The organism is Anaerobacillus sp. QJM3NY_32 (assembly GCF_056173645.1).
Window position 1 is genome coordinate 1,803,559 of record NZ_CM149684.1, and the last position, 20,579, is coordinate 1,824,137.

At 43.1% G+C, this 20,579-nt stretch carries 18 protein-coding genes and 1 other annotated feature; of the genes, 17 read left to right on the forward strand and 1 reads right to left on the reverse strand.

Features of this window, described 5'->3' with window-relative positions:
* The first annotated feature begins 4 nt into the window (after positions 1 to 4).
* The 17 genes from AC0VYH_RS09680 to AC0VYH_RS09760 all read left to right on the forward strand — a co-directional run bounded on the left by AC0VYH_RS09680 (position 5) and on the right by AC0VYH_RS09760 (position 18,827).
* A complete protein-coding gene (locus AC0VYH_RS09680) occupies positions 5 to 268 on the forward strand; it encodes a YggT family protein (RefSeq protein WP_194221355.1) in 264 nt (87 codons plus the stop codon).
* Complete coding sequence (locus tag AC0VYH_RS09685; protein ID WP_194221356.1) at positions 268 to 1,041, forward strand: YlmH family RNA-binding protein; 774 nt, start codon at positions 268 to 270, stop codon at positions 1,039 to 1,041. The genes AC0VYH_RS09680 and AC0VYH_RS09685 overlap by 1 nt, the downstream gene beginning before the upstream one ends.
* A 91-nt stretch (positions 1,042 to 1,132) precedes the next feature.
* Complete coding sequence (locus tag AC0VYH_RS09690) at positions 1,133 to 1,645, forward strand: DivIVA domain-containing protein (protein ID WP_475367250.1); 513 nt, start codon at positions 1,133 to 1,135, stop codon at positions 1,643 to 1,645.
* A 74-nt stretch (positions 1,646 to 1,719) separates the two neighbouring features.
* Positions 1,720 to 1,929 (forward strand) — a binding site (T-box leader).
* 109 nt (positions 1,930 to 2,038) lie between these two features.
* Positions 2,039 to 4,795: an isoleucine--tRNA ligase gene (ileS, locus tag AC0VYH_RS09695; RefSeq protein WP_303531210.1), complete on the forward strand. Its 2,757-nt coding sequence runs from the start codon at positions 2,039 to 2,041 to the stop codon at positions 4,793 to 4,795.
* Positions 4,796 to 4,929: 134 nt separating this feature from the next.
* Positions 4,930 to 5,391 (forward strand): signal peptidase II, encoded by a 462-nt coding sequence (gene lspA, locus AC0VYH_RS09700; RefSeq protein WP_283152264.1) that lies wholly within the window; start codon positions 4,930 to 4,932, stop codon positions 5,389 to 5,391.
* Positions 5,391 to 6,305, forward strand: coding sequence for an RluA family pseudouridine synthase (locus tag AC0VYH_RS09705; RefSeq protein WP_194221360.1), 915 nt, complete (start codon positions 5,391 to 5,393; stop codon positions 6,303 to 6,305). The genes lspA and AC0VYH_RS09705 overlap by 1 nt, the downstream gene beginning before the upstream one ends.
* 192 nt (positions 6,306 to 6,497) lie before the next feature.
* Complete coding sequence (gene pyrR / locus AC0VYH_RS09710) at positions 6,498 to 7,040, forward strand: bifunctional pyr operon transcriptional regulator/uracil phosphoribosyltransferase PyrR (protein ID WP_194221361.1); 543 nt, start codon at positions 6,498 to 6,500, stop codon at positions 7,038 to 7,040.
* A gap of 163 nt (positions 7,041 to 7,203) precedes the next feature.
* Positions 7,204 to 8,520, forward strand: coding sequence for a solute carrier family 23 protein (locus tag AC0VYH_RS09715; RefSeq protein ID WP_430242781.1), 1,317 nt, complete (start codon positions 7,204 to 7,206; stop codon positions 8,518 to 8,520).
* A gap of 142 nt (positions 8,521 to 8,662) precedes the next feature.
* Positions 8,663 to 9,559 carry an aspartate carbamoyltransferase catalytic subunit gene (locus tag AC0VYH_RS09720; protein WP_475373713.1) on the forward strand — a complete coding sequence of 299 codons (897 nt, stop codon included), beginning with the start codon at positions 8,663 to 8,665 and terminating at the stop codon, positions 9,557 to 9,559.
* Positions 9,559 to 10,839: a dihydroorotase gene (locus AC0VYH_RS09725; protein ID WP_475373714.1), complete on the forward strand. Its 1,281-nt coding sequence runs from the start codon at positions 9,559 to 9,561 to the stop codon at positions 10,837 to 10,839. Before AC0VYH_RS09720 ends, AC0VYH_RS09725 begins: the two co-directional genes overlap by 1 nt.
* Positions 10,839 to 11,927: a carbamoyl phosphate synthase small subunit gene (locus AC0VYH_RS09730; protein ID WP_475373785.1), complete on the forward strand. Its 1,089-nt coding sequence runs from the start codon at positions 10,839 to 10,841 to the stop codon at positions 11,925 to 11,927. Before AC0VYH_RS09725 ends, AC0VYH_RS09730 begins: the two co-directional genes overlap by 1 nt.
* A complete protein-coding gene (gene carB, locus AC0VYH_RS09735; protein WP_430242769.1) occupies positions 11,920 to 15,129 on the forward strand; it encodes a carbamoyl-phosphate synthase large subunit in 3,210 nt (1,069 codons plus the stop codon). The genes AC0VYH_RS09730 and carB overlap by 8 nt, the downstream gene beginning before the upstream one ends.
* Positions 15,126 to 15,893 (forward strand): dihydroorotate dehydrogenase electron transfer subunit, encoded by a 768-nt coding sequence (locus AC0VYH_RS09740; protein WP_475368909.1) that lies wholly within the window; start codon positions 15,126 to 15,128, stop codon positions 15,891 to 15,893. The genes carB and AC0VYH_RS09740 overlap by 4 nt, the downstream gene beginning before the upstream one ends.
* Positions 15,890 to 16,831: a dihydroorotate dehydrogenase gene (locus tag AC0VYH_RS09745; protein ID WP_475368910.1), complete on the forward strand. Its 942-nt coding sequence runs from the start codon at positions 15,890 to 15,892 to the stop codon at positions 16,829 to 16,831. Before AC0VYH_RS09740 ends, AC0VYH_RS09745 begins: the two co-directional genes overlap by 4 nt.
* Entirely contained in the window at positions 16,804 to 17,529 is a 726-nt protein-coding gene (gene pyrF / locus AC0VYH_RS09750; protein WP_283152256.1) for an orotidine-5'-phosphate decarboxylase, read from the forward strand. Before AC0VYH_RS09745 ends, pyrF begins: the two co-directional genes overlap by 28 nt.
* Complete coding sequence (gene pyrE, locus AC0VYH_RS09755; protein ID WP_475368911.1) at positions 17,513 to 18,160, forward strand: orotate phosphoribosyltransferase; 648 nt, start codon at positions 17,513 to 17,515, stop codon at positions 18,158 to 18,160. The genes pyrF and pyrE overlap by 17 nt, the downstream gene beginning before the upstream one ends.
* A 10-nt stretch (positions 18,161 to 18,170) precedes the next feature.
* On the forward strand, positions 18,171 to 18,827 hold the full coding sequence (locus AC0VYH_RS09760) for a class I SAM-dependent methyltransferase (RefSeq protein ID WP_475368912.1): 657 nt from the start codon (positions 18,171 to 18,173) through the stop codon (positions 18,825 to 18,827).
* Positions 18,828 to 18,869: 42 nt separating this feature from the next.
* Here the strand turns inward: AC0VYH_RS09760 and AC0VYH_RS09765 are convergent, their stop codons facing one another.
* The gene (locus AC0VYH_RS09765) at positions 18,870 to 20,567 is read right to left on the reverse strand and encodes an Rqc2 family fibronectin-binding protein (protein ID WP_430242760.1); all 1,698 of its coding nucleotides are present in this window, start codon (positions 20,565 to 20,567) and stop codon (positions 18,870 to 18,872) included.
* Positions 20,568 to 20,579 lie beyond the last annotated feature (12 nt).

Sequence of the window (20,579 nt, forward strand, 5' to 3'; positions counted from 1 at the left end):
AAGTTTGAACATAGTTTCAATCTTACTTTCAGCAGTACAAATTTATACGTGGATCCTCATCATTTACATCTTTATGTCATGGATTCCAAATGCAAGAGAATCTTCTATTGGACGAATGATTGCTTCTATAGCAGAACCATATCTAGCTCCGTTTCGTAAGATTATTCCTCCAATCGGTGGAATGCTTGATATTTCTCCGATCGTAGCCATTTTCGCACTTCAGTTTGTGCAATATGGAATTATTGCGGTCTTTAGATTCATAGGCTAATGTCTATTTACGAACACTATCGTCCAGAAGAAAGAACATTTGTCGATCGCGTTTTACAATGGCAGGATGAGGTTCAAGAAAGGTATGCTCCAAGATTAACCGATTTTCTTGATCCAAGAGAACAGGATATGGTGAGGCAAATCATTGGAAATCACTCTGACGTGGGCGTGTTTTTTTCAGGTGGAGTTGAAGGGTCTGAGCGTCAGAGGGCTCTTCTTGTTCCTCCTTACTTTGAACCAACAACGGAAGATTTCGAGATAATCGCTTTTGAAATTACATATCCAGCCAAATTCGTATCACTTACTCATCCAGATTTGCTTGGGGCAATGATGGGTCTTGGAATTAAGCGTGAGAAGTTTGGAGATATCCTTGTGCAGGATAGTGCTGCGCATTTAATCGTAGCGAAGGAAATTGCGGATTTCGTGAAAATGAATTTAACACATGCAGGTAAAGCGTCCATATCTCCTAACGAAATTCCATTAACGAGCGTAAGCGTCGTAGAAGCTTCCTGGCAGGAGCAGTCAGGCACAGTAACAAGCCTTCGTTTGGATACGGTACTTGCAGAAGTATACAATCTATCACGAGGTAAGGTTGCTCCGATGATTGAACATGATCGAGCGAAATTAAATTGGAAGATCGTCAGTCAACCTTCTGCTGAAGTGAAAGAGGGAGACTATTTATCGTTACGAGGTTCAGGTAGAAGTAAGATTATTTCTGTTGATGGCAAAACAAAGCGGGATAAATGGCGAATTACGTATCAAATTCGTAAATAGTTTGTCATAAATAGAAGGAATATCCAAATGATTGTCGAAATACGAGTAAGCCGGGTATATGAAAAAAGAGAGTAAATCGGAGGTGGCTGAATTGCCTTTAACACCATTAGATATTCATAACAAAGAATTTACACGCGGATTCCGCGGTTATGATGAAGATGAGGTCAATGAGTTTCTTGATCAGGTAATCAAAGATTATGAAACGGTAATCAGAGAAAAGAAAGAATTGAATGAGAGAGTGAAGCTTCTAGAAGAACGACTTGGGCACTTCTCAAACCTTGAAGAAACGTTAAATAAGTCGATCCTAGTAGCACAAGAGTCAGCGGAAGAAGTGAGACAAAACGCTAAGAAAGAATCCCAGCTCATCGTAAAAGAAGCTGAGAAAAATGCCGACCGCATTATTAATGATTCGCTTGCTAAAGCGCGTAAAATCTCCATGGATAATGAAGAGCTGAAAAAACAAGCAGCGGTTTATCGCACGCGTTTTCGTATGCTAGTTGAAGCCCAGCTAGAGATGCTAAATAATGAAGACTGGGATGGCTTAGTGGCTCGATTTGATGAGGAAGAAGATCAGCAACAGGAGCAAATCGAAGAAAAAGCATAAAGCACTCATTTATTTTTTGTCATTTCCTTGACTTCTTATTTTTATTTACACTATACTTCTATTAATAGCAATAACGATCGACGAAGATGGGAAGAGTATCTGATTCTTACTTAACAAAGCGAGCCGGGAATGGTGTGAGCCGGTGTTAAGCAATCAGAGAAGATCGCCCCTGAGTCCCGTGCTGAACGATAAGTAAGCCTCGGCGAATCATTCACGTTACGAATGCAAAGTGAGCGCAAAGCTTAATTTGGGTGGTACCACGGGAAAACCTTCTCGTCCCTTTTCGGGGACGAGAAGGTTTTTTTATTTTGTAGCACACTTTGAAGAAACAACGCCCGAGTGGCTGAAGATCGTTACGGTTGTTGCTCGTTATAAGTTGAAGGAGGAAACCTCATGAGCTATAAAGAAACGCTCTTAATGCCAAAAACAAAATTTCCGATGAGAGGAAATTTACCGAATAAAGAGCCCGACATGCAAAAAGAATGGGCAAACATTAATCTCTATGAAAAAGTACAGGAAAGAACGAAGGACCGCCCCCTATTCGTCCTACATGATGGCCCTCCATATGCAAATGGTGACATCCATATGGGTCATGCAGAGAACAAAGTTTTAAAAGATATCATCGTTCGATATAAATCAATGAACGGTTTTAATGCTCCATATGTTCCTGGTTGGGATACGCACGGACTTCCAATCGAGCAGGCGTTAACGAAAAAAGGCGTCGATCGTAAGAAGTTAACGGTTGCTGAATTTAGAAAGAAATGTGAAGAATACGCATTAAAACAAGTTGATCGCCAGCGTGAACAATTCAAGCGGCTTGGAGTTCGTGCTGATTGGGATAACCCATACATTACGCTTGATAAAGGCTATGAAGCACAGCAAATTAAAGTGTTCGGAGAAATGGCAAAACGCGGTTATATTTATAAAGATAAAAAAACCGTTTATTGGTCTCCGACATCTGAATCAGCATTAGCAGAAGCTGAGATCGAGTATCAAGATAAGCGCTCTGCATCGATTTACGTTGCGTTTGATGTAAAAGATGGAAAAGGTGTTCTTGATGGCGATGAGAAATTTATCATCTGGACAACAACACCGTGGACAATTCCTTCAAACCTTGCCATTGCGTTGAATGAGAAGTTTGAATACAGCGTCATTGAAGCGGATGGTACGAAATATGTTGTAGCAACAGAGCTTGTTGATCAATTAAAAGAAGAATTTGAGTGGAACAACGTAAGTGAAGTGAAGCGCGTAAAAGGTAGCGAACTTGAATACGTGACGGCTCAGCATCCAATCTACGATCGTGAATCTCTTGTGATCCTTGGTGACCACGTAACGCTTGACGCAGGTACAGGTTGCGTTCATACAGCCCCGGGACACGGTGAAGATGACTATATGATCGGAAGAAAGTATAAGCTAGACATCCTTTGCCCTGTAGATGAGAAAGGTGTTTTCACTGACGAAGCTCCTGGCTTTGAAGGTATGTTCTATGACAAAGCAAATAAACCAATTACTGAAAAACTTGAAGAAGTTGGCGCGCTAGTGAAGCTTACATTCTTCACTCACTCTTACCCACACGATTGGCGTACGAAGAAACCAATCATTTTCCGTGCAACAGAGCAGTGGTTTGCGTCGATCAAAGAGTTCCGCCCTGAACTTCTTCAAGCTGTAGCAGATGTGAAATGGTTCCCATCATGGGGTGAAATTCGCCTTCATAATATGGTGAAGGATCGTGAAGATTGGTGTATTTCTCGTCAACGTGCATGGGGCGTTCCAATCCCAGTGTTCTATGGCGAAAATAATGAGCCAATCATTACAGATGAGACAATTGCTCATGTATCAGAATTGTTCCGTAAGCATGGATCAAACATTTGGTTTGAGTGGGATGCAAAAGAACTTCTACCTGAAGGATTTACTTCAGAGCATAGTCCAAACGGTGAATTCCGCAAAGAAATGGATATCATGGATGTTTGGTTTGACTCAGGTTCTTCTCACCAAGCTGTTCTGGAAGAAAGAAGCGACCTTGCAAGACCTGCTGATTTGTATCTAGAAGGTTCTGATCAGTACCGTGGCTGGTTTAACTCGTCCCTTTCAACAGCTGTAGCCGTAACAGGGAAAGCACCTTATAAAGCGGTTCTCAGTCATGGATTTATTCTTGACGGTGAAGGAAAGAAAATGAGTAAGTCACTTGGAAATACAATGGTACCGAATGATGTTATGAAACAATTGGGTGCGGATATTCTTCGTCTATGGGTATCATCGGCGGATTATCAAGCTGACGTTCGCGTATCGAATGATATTTTAAAACAAGTAGCTGAAGTGTACCGAAAGATTCGCAACACGTTCCGCTTTATGCTTGGGAACCTTGAAGGATTTGACCCAACAGAGCATCAAGTGGCGTATAAGGATTTAGGTGAACTTGATCAGTATATGCTTGTGAAGCTAAATAATCTCGTATCGAAAGTGAAAAAAGCTTATGATGAGTATCAGTTCTTAACGGTTTATAATACGATCCATAACTTCTTTACAATTGAAATGAGCTCGTTCTATCTCGATATCGCGAAAGACACGCTTTATATTGAACATGCAGATCACCCGAACCGTCGTGCGATCCAAACGGTTCTTTATCAGACAGCTGTTGCGCTTACGAAACTTCTTTCGCCTATCATTCCGCACACTGCTGAAGAAGTATGGCAGTTTGTCCCTGGTGAGAAGGAAGAGTATGTACAGCTTTCCGATATGCCAGAAGTGAAGAATTTTGAAGGTACAGCTGATCTTGAAGAAAAATGGGATCATGTGATGGAGCTTCGTGACGAAGTTCTAAAAGCACTAGAAGAAGCGCGTAACGAGAAGAAAATTGGTAAATCGTTAACCGCTCAGCTTCATATTTATGCTGATAATGGTACGAAGGATTTGCTTGAAGGCGTAGCAAATCTTGAGAAGCTCTTTATCGTATCAGGTGCTACAGTGGCCGGTACGAAGGCTGAAGCACCAGCAGAAGCGAAAGTATATGAAGAACTAGCGATCTCCGTTTCACCTGCTGAGGGAGAAACGTGTGAGCGCTGCTGGCAAGTGAAAAAAGACGTTGGCGCTAATAGCGAATACCCAACTCTTTGCGCTAGCTGTGCTGAAACAGTTAAAAATCATTACTAATTAATGAAATATATCGAAAAGACGCTTTGCGATGCGAAGCGTCTTTTCTTTGTTGTTAGCTCAGTTTCGATTGTCTGCTGAAGCAAGCTGTGCTAAACTTTCATAGGAAGTAACATTTGATCGGAGGAGCGCTCGTGTGGAAATATCTCATAGCCATAGGCATCATTGTTCTAGATCAGTGGACGAAATGGCTTGTTGTGAAGTACATGGAATATGGTGAAAACATTACATTAATCAATGATTTTCTTTATCTAACTTCTCATCGAAACCGGGGCGCCGCCTTCGGAATCCTTCAAGGACAGATGATTTTCTTTTATATCATTACCATTTTCGTCATTGGAGCGGTTATTTATTATATGAGACAATATAAACATAGCCGTTTCGTTAGCGTCACCCTAGCACTCATACTTGGTGGTGCAATAGGGAACTTTATAGATCGAGTCCTTCGTGGAGAAGTAGTAGATTTTGTGAACACATTTATCTTCTCTTATGATTTTCCGATCTTTAACGTTGCCGATGCCTCCCTTGTTGTAGGTGTTATTCTTATCTTTATCGGAACCATTTTTGAAAGTAAGCAGGCTAAAGGGGAAAACTAATGGAAAAATTCACATTTAAAGTAGCAGAAGAAGAGAAAGGTGAGCGAATCGATAAGCTCATTACTTCTTATGAAAATGACTGGTCGCGTAGCCAGGTTCAAGCTTGGATTAAAGATAAAAATATTCAAGTGAACGGCGAAGACGTGAAAGGCAATTATAAAGCAACAGCAGGCGATGAGATCGAAGTAACCGTTCCTGAGCCTGAAGAATTAGAAATTGTAGCAGAAAATCTGAACCTTGAGATTGTTTACGAGGATGCGGATGTTCTTGTCGTGAACAAACCACGAGGAATGGTTGTTCACCCAGCTCCAGGACATGCTAGCGGAACGCTTGTTAATGGGTTAATGTATCAAGTTAACGATCTAAGCGGTATTAACGGTGTTGTCCGTCCTGGTATCGTCCATCGGATTGATAAAGATACTTCAGGATTATTAATGGTCGCAAAGAACGACAAAGCCCATGAATCACTTGTAAAGCAGCTTCAAGCTAAAACCGTTAACCGACGTTATACTGCCATCGTTCATGGCAACATCCAGCATGACGTGGGGACAATTGATGCACCAATCGGGCGAGATAAGCAAGATCGTCAGAAGATGACGGTAACGGATGAAAATAGCCGAGATGCGGTTACGCATTTTCATGTTCTAGAACGTTATAAGCAGTTTACTTATGTTGAGTGTAAGCTTGAAACTGGTCGTACGCATCAAATTCGAGTTCATATGAAATATATCGATCATCCCGTTGCAGGTGATCCTAAATATGGCCCAAGAAGAAAGTCGCTTCCGATTGATGGTCAGGCTCTTCATGCCGGTGTTCTAGGCTTCAGTCACCCTGTAACAGAAGAGTGGCTTGAATTCTCTGCTCCTATTCCAGAGGATATTGAACGTTTATTAAAGCGACTTAGACAAGATTAAGGTTGACTTAAGAAGAGATCTTTGCGATACTCTTTATAGACAATAGCATACCCTTTAAAGACAGTCCCGTGAGGCTGCAAAGGAAAAACGGCTATGTACGATCGGTACATTTGTATGCCCAAAACCCTTTTGCCCTCATGGCAAAAGGGTTTTTTAATGCCACAGACCGATAAAGAGAGAGGGGCGATCATCATGGAAAACAAACGCATTTTGCTCGATGATCAAGCGATTCGAAGAGCGCTTACGCGAATTGCACATGAAATCCTAGAGCGTAATAAGGGCATTGATAATACAATGCTTGTTGGGATTAAAACAAGAGGCATTTATTTAGCTGAGAGATTAGCTGAACGAATCGAACAAATTGAAGGATCAGCGATTTCAGTAGGAGAAGTTGATATCACCATGTATCGCGATGACCTTACTCACAAAAACGAAGATCAGGATCCCCTAATAAAAGGCACAAGCATTTCAAAGGATGTAACAGATCAAAAAGTGATACTTATTGACGATGTCCTTTATACAGGCAGAACCGTTCGTGCTGCAATGGATGCCTTAATGGATCTTGGACGTCCATCACAAATTCAATTGGCGGTGCTAGTTGATCGTGGACACAGAGAATTACCAATTCGTCCCGATTATGTAGGGAAGAACGTACCAACAGCAAAAGAAGAAATCATTGAAGTTGCTCTTACAGAAGTAGATGACTTTGACCAAGTTAGCTTATCACAATCATAAATCGTGCTCCCTTTAAATCCGTCCAGAGAGACGGCCAAGGGAGGAGACGCGTTCCGTTTAAGGACACGCGTGTACCTCCTTGCGGCCATGCAAGGAGTTTTTTTATACCTTAGGGTTAAGAAAAACGATGGCCGGGACACGCACAACCAAGGAGGAATACATCATGAAAAAAGTATTAGGAATTCGAGAGGTACCCAAACCTTCAAGCTGGCTCACATTAAGCTTACAGCATTTATTCGCCATGTTTGGCGCAACGATATTAGTTCCATTTCTCGTCGGACTTGATCCGGCGGTCGCCCTTGTCTCAAGTGGACTTGGGACGCTAGCTTATCTTGCCATAACGAAAGGTCGCATCCCAGCATACCTGGGGTCGTCATTCGCCTTTATTGCACCAATCATTTCAGCCGTCTCTTTACACGGACCTGAGGGAGCCATGATCGGAAGCTTTTTTGCCGGGATTGTCTACGGTCTTGTCGCAATTGGAATTCGAGCGCTTGGGTTAAACTGGCTGTTAAAACTTCTTCCACCGATCGTAGTTGGCCCCGTGATCATGGTCATCGGACTAGGTCTTGCAGGAACGGCGATTGACATGGCGATGAATAACCCTGCTACGGAAGCCTATAGCGGTACGCACTTTACTGTCGCGCTTGTTACGCTAGGGATTACCATTCTCGCTTCCATGTTTTTAAGAGGATTTTTCAGCCTGATTCCGATTTTAATCGGCATTGTATCTGGATACACATTTGCTTACTTCATGGGTATTGTTGACCTTACTCCAATTAAAGAAGCTTCATTCTTTCAAATGCCGGATTTCATCATCCCGTTTGCGGATTACAACCCGGTTGATGTCTTCTCATGGGAAATCTTATTCATCATGGTACCAATTGCAGTTGTCACGATTGCAGAGCACATTGGCGATCAGATGGTTTTAAGTAAAGTTGCCGGCAAGAATTTCTTGAAAACTCCAGGTCTCCATCGTTCCATTCTTGGAGACGGAGTAGCCACAATGATCGCATCTTGCCTTGGTGGACCGCCGAATACGACATATGGGGAAAACATCGGCGTGCTTGCGATAACACGAGTATTCAGCGTGTTCGTCATCGGAGGGGCTGCTGTCCTTGCCCTTATGTTCGGCTTCATTGGAAAAGTAACAGCTCTTATCTCAACGATTCCAACAGCTGTCATGGGCGGCGTGTCGATCCTTCTCTTCGGAATTATTGCATCATCTGGCTTGCGCATGCTGATTGATAACAAAATTGATCTTGGTGAAAAGCGCAACTTGATTATCTCCTCCGTAATCCTAGTCATCGGTGTAGGTGGGGCATTCATCCAGGTTAGTGACAACTTGCAAATTGCAGGAATGGCGCTTGCGACCGTCATTGGTATTACGCTGAACCTCATTTTGCCTGGCGGAAGCTCACAGCAATCGGTTGAGAAAATGTTTGAAGAAGATCTTGAAAATAACGAACCAGCTGCATAGCATCATCCTTTAAAAAGGTACAGAGAGACCTAAAAGGGTGGGAAAGAGATGCGTTTACTTAAACGCGTCTATCCTTCTGCACCCTGACAACGCTCAGGGTGCTTTTTTTCGAGAAAAATATTAACGAAACGGAGTGAGTGATGTGAAGCATTTACTTGATATGACCTCTCTTACATTAGATGAAATTCATGAAATATTACTGCAGGCTGAACGTTTTAGAAATGGAAAAAGTATTCAAAGACAGGAGCCAGTATTTATAGCGAATCTTTTCTTCGAACCGTCAACCCGAACAAGGTTTAGCTTTGAGGTAGCAGAGAAGCGACTTGGATATGAGGTGTTGAATTTTGAAACGTCATCATCAAGCGTTCAAAAAGGGGAGACGCTATACGACACCATTAAAACCCTTGAATCTATAGGAGCAAATGCTGTAGTCGTAAGGCACAAAGATGAGAAGTATTTCGAACCGCTACTTGAGAAAACGTCCATGTCCATCATTAATGCAGGCGATGGATGTGGGCATCACCCAACCCAATCGCTGCTAGATCTCCTCACGATTCGTCAAGAGTTCAAGCGATTTGAAGGTCTAAACGTTGTGATCGCTGGTGATATAAAGCACAGCAGGGTAGCGCGGTCAAATGCGAACGTATTAAGTAGGCTTGGCGCAAAAGTGAGTTTTTCGGGCCCACGTGAATGGCAAGATGAAACAATGAATGAATACCCATACGTCACAATGGATGAAGCGGTTGAACAGGCGGATGTCCTCATGCTACTCCGCATTCAAAATGAACGCCATGCAAGAAGAAGCGATACTGATTCCTACCTTCAGTCATTCGGCCTAACTGTAGAGCGAGAAAGACGTATGAAGAAACACAGCATTATCATGCATCCTGCGCCGGTCAATCGAGGCGTTGAAATTGATACATCATTAGTGGAATGTGAACGCTCAAGAATTTTTAAACAAATGGAAAACGGTGTTTATGTACGAATGGCCTGCTTGAACTTGGTCCTACAACCTACTAAGAAAGGAATGGTCGTGTAATGCTAATCCAAAACGCGAAACTACTTAATGAATCTGGAGAATTGATGGAGCGCGATGTTCTTATCAATCAAGAAGGTGAAATTGAAACAATCGCACAGAGCATTGAAAAGGGGGAGTACGAAACCTTTGATGCGAAAGGGAACCTCCTAGTTCCAGGGCTCGTTGATCTGCACGTGCACTTAAGAGAACCGGGAGGAGAGCATAAAGAAACGATTGAAACAGGTACTAAAGCAGCGGCGAAAGGCGGATTTACAACAATCGCAGCGATGCCGAATACAAGACCTGTCCCAGACAATGAAGAAACGATGCAAACGTTAATGAATCGAATCAAAGAAACGGCAAGTGTTCGCGTCCTACCATACGGAGCGATTACAACAAGACAGCTAGGTCAAGAGCTTACGAATTTTGAAGGGTTGAAAACAAACGGTGCGTTTGCTTTAACAGATGATGGCGTTGGTGTTCAAGATGCTGGAATGATGCTAGAAGCGATGAAGCGCGCGGCAGCTAGTAACCTAGCAATTGTTGCCCACTGTGAAGAAAATACGTTGATCAACGGAGGAAGCGTTCATGAAGGTTATTTCTCAAAAGAGAATGGACTAAATGGTATTCCATCGGTTTGTGAAGCGGTACATATTGCAAGAGACGTTCTGCTCGCTGAAGCAGCAGGCGTTCATTATCATGTTTGCCACATTAGTACGAAGGAGTCCGTTCGTACCGTACGCGATGCGAAGAGGGCTGGCATTAACGTAACAGCTGAAGTAACACCACATCATCTCCTTTTATCAGAAGATGATATACCGGGACTTGATACGCATTACAAAATGAACCCACCTCTTCGATCAAAAGAAGATCGAGAAGCCCTTATTGAAGGCCTGCTCGACGGTACAATTGACTTTATTGCAACGGATCATGCCCCTCATTCAGAAGGTGAAAAAGCACAGTCAATGGAAAAAGCGCCATTCGGCATAGTAGGACTGGAAACGGCTTTTCCGCTGTTATACACCCATTTTGTTGAGAAAGGGACCTTCACACTTAAGCAACTTGTGGATTGGTTAACGGTGAAACCTGCCCGTGCATTTGGACTTGAATACGGCACTCTAGAAATAGGCGCACTTGCAGATATGACAATCATCGATTTAACAGAGCAAATGGACATTAATCCAGAGTCATTTGTTTCGAAAGGAAAGAATACCCCATTTAATGGATGGACTTGTAAAGGATGGCCAACGGCAACAGTTGTAAATGGCAAAATCGTGTTTGAAAAGGGGAGCGATCAATGATGAAAAGACAGCTGATATTAGAAGATGGATCCGTTTTTGTAGGGAAAGCATTCGGTAGTGACATTGAGAAAAGTGGTGAGGTTGTTTTCAACACAGGCATGACGGGCTATCAGGAAATTTTGTCCGATCCATCCTATTGTGCTCAAATCGTAACGCTCACGTACCCGCTAATTGGAAACTATGGCATTAACCGCGATGATTTCGAATCGATTAATCCTTCTGTACACGGTCTTATTGTGAAAGAAGCAACAGAAGTACCGAGCTACTGGAGAAATGAAATGACGCTTGATGAATTGCTTCGTGTGAAAGGCATTCCTGGACTTGAAGGAATTGACACAAGGAAGCTAACAAAGCTGATTCGCTCGAATGGAACGTTAAAAGGAAAAATGTGTAGCATGGATGTTGATCCAGAGAAGATTGCGCGTGATCTAAGAGATACGCCATTGAAAAGGGACCAGGTACAGCAGGTATCCATTAAAGCACCTTATGCAAGTCCAGGTCGTGGATTCCGCATCGTTCTTGTCGATTTTGGAATGAAGCACGGCATTTTAAGAGAACTAACAAAACGGAAATGTGATGTTGTTGTTGTCCCATACAATACGTCGGCAGAAGAAATTCTGCGCCTAAACCCTGATGGCGTAATGCTAAGTAATGGCCCTGGCGATCCAAAAGATGTTCCTGAAGCAGTGGACATGATTAACGGCATTCTTGGTAAAATTCCGCTCTTTGGCATTTGCCTAGGTCACCAACTATTTGCCCTTGCTTGCGGAGCGGATTCAGAGAAAATGAAATTTGGTCATAGAGGGTCCAATCACCCCGTAATGGATTTAACAACAAAACGCGTCGCGATTACTTCGCAAAATCACGGCTATACGATCGCGGCTGAAACTCTAGAGAATACAAATCTTGAAGTCACACATGTTGCCGTAAACGATGGTTCCATTGAAGGCGTCAAGCATAAGAATGAACCAGCTTTTAGTGTGCAATACCATCCAGAAGCATCACCTGGACCAGAAGATTCCAATGAACTTTTTGACGACTTTATCTCGATGATTACAACATTCAAGGGGGGAAAAACATATGCCTAAACGTACAGATATTAAGAAAATCCTTGTGATCGGATCTGGACCAATTGTCATCGGGCAAGCAGCAGAATTTGACTACGCAGGAACGCAGGCGTGTCAGGCGTTAAAAGAAGAGGGCTATGAAGTTATTCTAGTAAACTCAAATCCTGCAACAATTATGACGGATACCACAATCGCGGACGAAGTATACATCGAGCCACTAACGCTTGATTTTGTTAGCCGTATTATTCGAAAAGAACGACCGGATGCTCTTCTTGCAACACTTGGAGGGCAAACTGGACTGAATATGGCAATGGAATTATCAGAAGCGGGCGTTTTAAAAGACTATGAAGTAGAACTCTTGGGTACGAAACTTGATGCGATTCAGCAGGCAGAGGATCGTGATTTGTTTCGTACGCTCATGAATGAGTTAAACGAGCCAGTACCGGAAAGTGATATTATTCATAATCTCGAAGAAGCTTATCGATTTGTGAAGAGAATTGGATACCCGGTTATCGTACGTCCTGCCTATACGCTCGGTGGTACAGGCGGTGGAATCGTAAACAACGATGAAGAATTAGAAGAAATTGTTTCAAGTGGTCTAAAATACAGCCCGGTTACGCAGTGTCTTCTCGAAAAAAGTATTGCTGGGTTTAAAGAAGTCGAGTATGAAGTGATGCGAGATGGTCAAGATCAAGCGATCGTTGTATGTAACATGGAGAACATCGATCCTGTTGGAATCCATACAGGTGACTCCATCGTCGTAGCGCCGAGTCAGACCCTTTCTGACCGAGACTATCAAATGCTACGTAACGTAGCGCTAAAAGTCATTCGCGCACTAAAAATTGAGGGTGGCTGTAACATTCAGCTTGCGCTTGACCCATACAGCTTCCAATATTACATCATAGAAGTAAATCCAAGAGTTAGTCGTTCCTCCGCTCTTGCATCTAAAGCAACGGGCTATCCAATTGCCAAGCTTGCAGCGAAAATCGCGGTGGGGCTCTCTCTTTCGGAAATGAAAAACCCTGTTACAGGCAAAACATATGCAAGCTTCGAACCAGCTTTAGACTATGTTGTATCCAAGATTCCAAGATGGCCATTTGATAAATTCGAAAGTGCGAATCGTAAGCTAGGAACGCAAATGAAGGCAACAGGTGAAGTGATGGCAATTGGTCGTACGCTTGAAGAATCACTACTAAAAGCGGTTCGCTCTCTGGAATCGAACGTTAGTCATCTTACTATTCCTGAACTAGCTGACCTTGATGAAGAAACGATGGAGAAAAGAATTCGCTTTGCGGATGATGAGCGCATCTTCGTTGTTGCAGAAGCATTCAGAAGAGGAAAAACGATAAAAGAAATTCATGATTGGAGCAAAATTGATCATTATTTCCTCGTCAAAATGCAAGGGATCATTGAGCTTGAAAACAAGTTGAAAGAGAACAAAGGAAATCTCGATCTTTTGCTTGAAGCAAAGCAAAAAGGCTTCTCAGATCACATCATTGCAGCACTATGGGATCAAAAGGAACTTGAAATCTATGAACTGCGAACGCGAGAAGCCATCCGTCCTGTTTACAAAATGGTTGATACGTGTGCGGGTGAATTTGAATCTGAAACGCCTTATTACTACTCCACTTATGAAGATGAGAATGAATCACTTGAAACACCAAAAGAAAGTGTGCTCGTCCTAGGTTCGGGGCCGATTCGAATCGGCCAGGGGATTGAGTTTGACTACGCAACGGTGCACAGCGTTTGGGCCATTCGTGAAGCGGGCTATGAAGCCATTATCATTAATAATAACCCGGAGACCGTATCGACTGATTTCAGCATCTCAGATAAGCTTTATTTTGAACCGTTAACGGTTGAAGACGTGATGCATGTGATTGATCTTGAGAAGCCTAAAGGCGTAGTCGTTCAGTTCGGAGGTCAGACGGCTATAAATCTAGCAGACGAACTATCAGCTCGAGGCGTGAAAATCCTTGGAACATCTTTAGAAGATATGGATCGAGCGGAGAATCGCGATAAATTCGAAATGGCTATGGCAGAGCTGAACATACCTCAACCAGAAGGGAAGACAGCTACTTCCGTTGATCAAGCAGTGGCCATTGCTGAGCGAATTGGCTATCCTGTCCTAGTTCGCCCATCCTATGTACTCGGCGGAAGAGCAATGGAAATTGTGTATAAGGAAAGCGAACTGCTTCATTACATGGAAAATGCCGTTAAGGTTAATCCGCAGCACCCGGTCTTAATCGATCGGTATTTGATGGGGAAAGAAATTGAAGTTGATGCGATCTCTGACGGAGAAACCGTATTTATTCCAGGTATTATGGAACACATCGAGCGTGCTGGGATTCACTCTGGGGATTCGATTGCAGTATACCCTCCGCAGAGCTTATCTAGTGAAGTGAAACAAACGCTCATTGATCAGACAATCGCTCTTGCGAGAGGTTTGAAGATCAAAGGTCTCCTTAATATCCAATATGTTATTCAAAATGAACAGGTGTATGTACTTGAAGTAAATCCCCGCTCAAGTCGGACGGTACCATTCTTAAGTAAAATTACTGGGGTACCAATGGCGAATCTAGCAACAAAAGTGATTCTAGGAGCATCGCTTGAATCACTTGGTTACGAAACAGGGTATGGAACAGAGCGAGACGATGTATATGTAAAAGTGCCGGTCTTCTCGTTTGCTAAACTGCGTCGCGTTGATATTACGCTCGGACCTGAAATGAAATCAACAGGTGAAGTGATGGGTCGCGATTACACACTGGAGAAAGCTCTTTATAAAGGGCTAGTTGCTTCCGGTATGAAGATTCCTACTCACGGCTCAGTGTTATTCACAATCGCGGACAAAGATAAAGAAGAAGCGATCGATCTTGTGAAGCGTTTCAATGCGATCGGCTATCACATTCTTGCGACAGAAGGAACAGCTCACATCATACGTGATCTTGGGATCCCAGTGACAGTCGTCAATAAAATTGGGGCAGAAAAGCCGAATTTACTACACGTCATTCGTGAAGGTCAGGCACAATTTGTTATTAATACGCTCACTAGAGGAAAGCAGCCGGCTCGTGACGGCTTCCGCATTCGAAGAGAGTCAGTTGAAAACGGAGTTGTGTGCTTTACATCTCTTGATACAGCAAAAGCTCTGCTTCGCGTAATTGAAACAATGACCTTTACAAGCACAAGCATGCCGAAGTTTCATGAAAAAGAAGTGGTTCGTTCATGAGGCAGTTAAAAACCGAGCTCGTGTCACAAAAAGAAATAGCAGCTTCGATTTATGAAGCAGTTGTTTTCCATAAGGAAATTGATGAAAGCTTCCAACCTGGACAATTTGTTCATGTAAAAGCTGGCTTCGGGTCAGATCCACTTCTCAGAAGGCCGATTAGCATTTGTCATATTGATCCTAAAAGGCATGAGTTGACGATGATCTATCGTGCAGAAGGAAAAGGAACGAAAGTTTTATCTGAAATGGTGCCGGGGGTTGAAGTTGACCTCCTCGGCCCGCTCGGTAAAGGGTTTCCGGTTGAGAAAACAATGGAGGGAGATACGGCTTTGCTTGTAGGAGGCGGTATCGGCGTGCCTCCCCTTTATTATCTTTCGCAGGAATTAACGAAGCGCGGTGTCAATGTGAAGCACATAAATGGCTTTCAAACGAGTTCAGTTGTTTTTTATGAAGAGAAGTTTAAAACGTTAGGTCCTGTCACGATTACAACAGCGGATGGAACTCATGGGGAAGCAGGGTTTGTAACAAATCAGCTTGATATGGAAGCAGATTATCTCTTTGCCTGTGGGCCATCTCCAATGTTAAAAGCGCTAGAAAACTATCGCGCGAAAAAGGGTGTGTACCTCTCCCTTGAACAGCGAATGGGCTGTGGAATTGGTGCCTGTCTTGCATGCGTTTGTCATGTACAGGGGGATGAAACAGGCTTTGCTTATCGAAAAGTATGTAGCGACGGTCCGGTATTTCAAGCAGGGGAGGTTGTCCTATGAGCCGATTAGGAATTCAGCTGCCAGGCCTTGACTTAAAGAATCCGATTATGCCAGCTTCTGGGTGCTTTGGATTTGGTAGAGAATACAGTCAATTCTATAAACTGGATCAGCTTGGAGCCATTATGGTAAAAGCGACCACCAATGAGCCTAGATTCGGAAACCCTACACCTCGTGTAGCAGAAACGACGTCAGGCATGTTAAACGCTATTGGTCTCCAGAACCCGGGCCTTGAGCGTGTCATGGCAGAAGAATTACCATGGTTATCACAATTTGATGTGCCAATTATTGCGAATGTCGCAGGATCTACAATTGAAGATTATGTGGCCGTAGCTAAACGAATTTCTAAAGCACCGAACGTTCACGCGCTAGAGTTAAACATTTCTTGCCCCAATGTGAAGGAAGGCGGACTTGCATTTGGAACGGTACCAGAAACAGCATATGACGTAACCAAAGCTGTAAAAGACGTATCGTCAGTTCCTGTTTACGTCAAGCTCTCACCGAACGTGACAGATATTGTACAAATGGCAAAAGTAGTTGAACGTGCTGGAGCGGATGGGTTGACGATGATCAACACGCTTCTCGGAATGCGAATTGACTTGAAAACCGGTAAGTCAATCCTTGCGAATGGGGCTGGTGGCTTATCTGGTCCTGCTATTAAGCCTGTTGCCATTCGTATGATTCATCAAGTAAGTCAACAGGTGAATATCCCGATTATCGGAATGGGCGGGGTCCAGACGCCTGAAGATGTGATGGAATATTTTCTTGCTGGAGCGAGCGCTGTGGCGGTTGGAACAGCAAACTTCGTTGACCCATTCACATGCCCTAACATTATTGACTCTTTACCACCATTGCTGGATGAGTTAGGTGTTCACCATATTTCAGAGCTTACGGGAAGGAGTTGGAAAACGGAATGGAATCTTCAATCATCCTCGCATTAGATTTTTCTAGAAAAGATGAGCTAGATGATTTCCTTGCGCTATTTGAGCAGGAAAAGCTTTTCGTTAAAGTTGGTATGGAAGCTTACTATCAACATGGACCTAAGCTAGTAGATGAATTAAAACAGCATGGTCATGATGTTTTTCTTGATTTGAAACTTCATGATATTCCAAATACCGTCCAAAAGGCGATGAAAGGATTAGCCGGTCTTGGTGTTGATTTGATCAATGTTCATGCTAGTGGGGGATCGCGTATGATGAAGGCGGCAATAGAAGGGCTTGAATCAGGTACGAGCTCAGGGCAAAAGCGCCCGCTTTGCATCGGCGTTACGCAATTAACAAGTACGTCAGAAGAGATGCTTCGAAAAGAATTGCAAATCACTGGAAATATGAAGAATAGCGTTGTTTCTCTCGCCAATCTTGCAAGAGAAAGTGGGCTTGATGGTGTTGTGAGCTCAGCTCTCGAGGTTCCGATGATAAAAGAAGCTTGTGGCGATCGTTTTCTAACTGTAACTCCTGGAATTAGACTCGAAGGGGATATGGCTGGTGATCAAAACCGCGTCTGCTCACCAAAGAAGGCACGGTCTCTAGGAAGTGATTTCATTGTCGTAGGACGCAGCGTAACTGGAGCGAAGAATCCATTAGCGGCATATGACATACTAAAATCTGAATGGAGGAATTCATATGAAATCAATCGCTAAAGCCTTATTGGAAATTGAGGCAGTGAGTCTACAGCCGAATAATCCTTTTACGTGGTCCTCAGGCTTATTGTCACCAATTTACTGTGATAACCGTTTAACACTTTCATATCCAAAGGTAAGAAAAGAAATTGCCCAGGGGCTTGCTACTATGGTGAAGGAAAAATACCCTGATGCAGAAGTGATTGCTGGAACAGCAACAGCTGGGATTCCTCATGCTGCGTGGGTAAGCGACGTATTAGATTTACCAATGGTTTACGTTCGGGGAAGCGCAAAGGGGCATGGAAAAGGGAATGTTATTGAAGGAAAAGTAGATGAAGGCCAAAAAGTTGTGGTAATTGAAGATTTGGTTTCAACTGGTGGCAGTGCCATTGATGCTGTGAAGCAATTACAATCTTCCGGAGCGAATGTTCTTGGTGTGGCCGCGATCTTTACATATGGGATGAAAAAAGGGGCAGAGCAGTTCGCTGCTGAAGGAATTGCCTGGGATACCCTTACCAATTTCGATGAATTGTTAACAAGCGCCGTTGAAACAGGTATGATTGAGGAAAGAGAGGTTCAATCACTGCTTCACTGGCGCGACAATCCATCTTCAACAGAATGGTTGGAGCAGTTGAAAGATCTCTCCGTTTAGGAGGGGTAAGATGAGAAAAATGCAAGGAGAAGAGTTCGATTCGCTCGTATCCTTTTTTGATGATATGGCTCGAACAAAATGGCTTGGAGCTGTTCACGATGAATTAAAACAAGCTTCAGGATCATGGGAAGGGAAGTCCGTTCTAGATGTAGGGTGTGGAACAGGAAGACTCCTTCTTCGTGGCGTCGAGGAAGCGAGTATGCTGACAGGTGTTGATTTATCATCGGAAATGGTGAAGGCAAGCAAACAGAATTTCTTCTTTTTAAATCGAGCGAATAAAAGTCACTTTTCAGAAGATGACGCATGCAATCTTTCGTTTGACGATGACACGTTTGATTTGTCTCTATCAACGTGCGTTATGTTCCTTTTACCAGAGCCAGAAGCAGGTATGAAAGAAATGATGCGGGTTACAAAAGAAAGCGGTAGGATTGTTATGTTAAATCCATCTCTTCAAATGAACCAAATGGCTGCATTCGAGTATGCAAAAAAGCATGGAATGAGCGGTTTTGAACAAACATCACTGTTAAAGTGGTCGAACGTTTCAACGAAAAGACATCGCTATACACCAGAACAACTAAGCGAGAAGCTGAAAGGACTTGGTGCGAAGGAAACGAAGCATGTAGAAGTGCTTGATGGGCTAGCGATTATTACGGTTGCAAAATTATAATAAAAAGGTTCCCGCTCGTTATATGAGCGGGAACCTTTTTTGTTACTTCTTCATCCTAAATATCAAATCCTGATCTGGTGTTACATAAAGAGTGTTTTGTTGATCATACGTCACAAACCCTGGCTTGGCGCCATTTGGTTTTTTGACATGACGTACTTCGGTATAATCAACCGGCACTGAACCAGATTCGCGTGCTTTACTGAAATAGGCGGCAAGGTTGGCGGCTTCAAGGAGCGTTTCCTCCGTGTATTCTTTACTTCGAATCACCACGTGAGATCCCGGAATATCCTTCGTATGAAGCCACGTTTCTCCTCGAGCAGCAAGCTTATTCGTTAAATACTCATTTTGCTTGTTGTTCTTCCCAACGAGTATTTCCGTACCATCTGACGAGACGTAAGCGTCAAGCTGAGGTTTCGTTGGTTTGGATTTCTTCTTTTTACGACGTTTCTTAATGTATCCTTCTTCTTCAAGCTCTTCACGTATCTCCTCTATGTCACGTGGGGAGGCCGAGGTTAATTGTTGAATCAGCTGTTCCAGATACGCAATTTCTTGATGGGCCATGCTGATTTGTTCTTCAAGAACAGATATCGAATTCTTCGCTTTGCTGTATCTTTTGAAATAGGCTTGAGCGTTTTCAGATGGCGTTTTCTGAGGATTCAACTCAATGAGAACTGTTCCACCATCTTCATCATAATAATTGATCACTTCTACCTTTTTATCCCCGCGCTTCACCATATGCATGTTTGCTGTCAACAGTTCGCCAAGTAGTTGATACGTATCGGCTTCCTGTGCCTGCTGAATCGTACGAGTGATCTTTTGAATTTTCTTCTCGTTTTTCTTTAATTCATTTGAAAGAAAACGCTCTAGATCATTCGACTGCTGCTTTACGCGATCTCTGTCAGCTTTTCCATAGTAGAAGCGGTCGAGCAGTTCGCTAGCAGATTCAAATTCTCTTTTTTCTCCTGATAAGTGAGACAGCTCAACAACAGAGAAGAATTCTTTCGCTTCTGTTACCATTTGTGGCTTGTAGTGATGCTGCTCTAGCTCTTGGAAGACATCAAAGAAAGCTTCCGGTAGAGTTGTACGGTTAGCTAGTCCTGCCCTGTGAATCACTTCTTTTGCGATCAGTGGTGAAAGTCCACCGAAAGCTTGAACGAGCTGCTGGCTTAGTTTACCTGCATTGAAATCAATTTGTCTTAGAAAATCGTCTCTCGTTAAGCCGAACGGAGAAATTTTGTTCTGTGCAGGAGGTGCAATATAATCCTGCCCTGGAAGAACCGTTCGGTGTCTGTTTACAGACGGTGAAAGATGCTTAATGCTATCTAAAATCATATTTGATTCGTTAAGTAAAATAACGTTACTATGACGCCCCATAATTTCAGCTACTAACGTTCTTGTTGTTAAGTCACCAAGATCATTACGTGCTTTAAATGTGACGTGAATGATGCGTTCATTTTCGATTTGTTTAATCTCTTCTACAATACTACCTTCTAAGTGCTTACGAAGAAGCATGCAGAACATTGGAGGCTCCTTTGGATTTGCATAGGATTCCTGTGTTGTTTGAATTCTTGCATAAGATGGATTCGCCGATAATAACAGCTGATGATTTTTACCACCTGAACGAATAACAAGTAATAAATCAGTTGCATAAGGCTGATAGATCTTCGTAACTCGTCCACCTTTTAACAATTCATTTGTTTCGTGTGCAACGGCTCTCATTACCATACCGTCAAAAGACATATTGTTCACCTA